The 1,723-nt window shown below is 76.8% G+C and carries 1 protein-coding gene; it reads right to left on the minus strand.

Annotation, left to right across the window (positions count from 1 at the left end):
* Positions 1–1,723, minus strand: a 1,723-nt coding sequence (locus ACLIYP_RS30365; protein ID WP_412716286.1) for a beta-N-acetylglucosaminidase domain-containing protein, incomplete at both ends; no start/stop codon positions are given.

Genomic DNA, 1,723 nt, shown 5'->3' on the forward strand with positions numbered 1-1,723 from the left:
CGACGGCGTGCTCCGGCGGGGAGCCCGGCAGCGGCGCGGGGCCGCCGCGCACCCGCTCGCCGGAGCGCTCGGCCTTCTCCGCCCCGCCGCGCGCGCCGGACCAGTCGTCGGCGGCCTTCAGCGCCCGGTCCACGAAGGCGGGCAGCACGTCCTCGCCTACCGTCACGCCGCTCTCGCGGGCCTCCGAGCGCAGCCGCTGGAGCTCCAGCCGCGCCTTCCAGGCCCCGGCGCCGTCCCCGCGCCGCTGGGCGGCCAGCATGTCCAGCGCGTGCCGGCCGGCCCGCCCGTAGCGCGCCAGCTGCCGCACCCAGGGGCGCATCTCCTCGCTCAGGGCGCCGCCGGCGACGTCCGCCAGGTTCTCCGGGGAGTCGTGCAGGACGGCGAAGGCGTCGCGCAGCCGGCCGGACGCGGCGGCGAACTCCTCGTCGTCCTCGCCCGCGCGGGCCTTCCAGAAGGCGTCCAGCAGCGGGGCGAGGTAGGCGGACTCCTCCTCGTCGAGCACCGAGGAGGAGTTGTTGGCGGCGAGGGCGTGCAGTGCCTCGCGGGCCCGCTCCCCGGATTCCCTGGATTCCCCGGATTCCCCGGACGCCGCGGACTCCCCGGTCCCGCCGCCCGTCGCCGCCAGGTCCTCGACGGCCGCCCTCCAGGACTCCTCCGGCCGGTAGCCGCGCGGGTTCCAGGCGTAGTCGGCGACCGTGAACAGCGGCAGGCGCGAGGCCGTCGCCTGCTCCATCGCGTTGGCCAGCAGCGCGGCCGAGCGGTTGGCGACGGCCGGTTCCCGGCCGGTGTAGGGGCCGAGGAAGACGCGGTCGCCGGCGTAGTCGTTGACCGGGTAGTTGTCCATGGTGACCAGCGGGTGGCGGAAGACGGTGCGGGCCTGGGCCAGCTCGCCGCCGGTGATGGTGGCGGGCACGACCCCCACCCCCGTCCAGGCCACCTCCACGTCCGCGTCCAGCTTCTCCGCGAGAGTGTTGCGGTACTCGGTCGGGCCGTCCTGGTAGAACTCCGTCGGCAGCACCGACAGCGGCACCGCCTCGCGCCCGAAGCCGTACCGCCGCGCCAGGTGCGCCGCCACCTCGTTGGCCAGCTCCGCGTGCGCGGTGGCCGCGGCCTGAGGCCCCGTGCCGTAGCGCTCGGCGTCCGCGTCGCAGTGCCACTCGGTGTAACTGGCGTCCTCGAAGCGGAGCTGGAAGGCCCGCACCCCCAGGGCGGCCATGGCGTCGATCTTGCGCAGCAGGGCCCTGCGGTCGTCCCCGGAGGCCAGGCACATCGACTGCCCCGGCGAGACGGCCCAGCCGAGCACCACGTGGTTGCGCCGGGCGCGCTCGGCGAGCTCGCGGAACTGCGCGCGCCGCTCGGCGGGGTAGGGCTCGCGCCAGCGCGACTGGCGGAACGCGTCGTCGCCGGGGGCGTACAGATAGCGGTTCTGCTTGGTGCGGCCCATGAAGTCCAGGTGGGCCAGCCGCTCGTGGTGCGGCCAGGCCTCGCCGTAGAAGCCCTCCGCCGTGCCGCGCACGGGGGAGGCGGGCCAGTCGCGTACGACGGCCCCGGTGATCCGCGCCCCGCCCTCGCCGGTGGTCACCAGTTGCCGCAGCGTCTGCGCGGCGTGGAACAGCCCGTCCGGGCCGACGCCGGCCAGCGCCACCGTGCCGCCCGGCCCGTCCACGCCGTCGGCCCGGCCGGCCGCCAGCCGGTAGCCGCCCGCGGGCAGGTCGCCGCGCTC

Origin of the sequence: Streptomyces nanhaiensis (assembly GCF_046614825.1) — a bacterium.
GTDB lineage: Bacteria > Actinomycetota > Actinomycetes > Streptomycetales > Streptomycetaceae > Streptomyces > Streptomyces radiopugnans.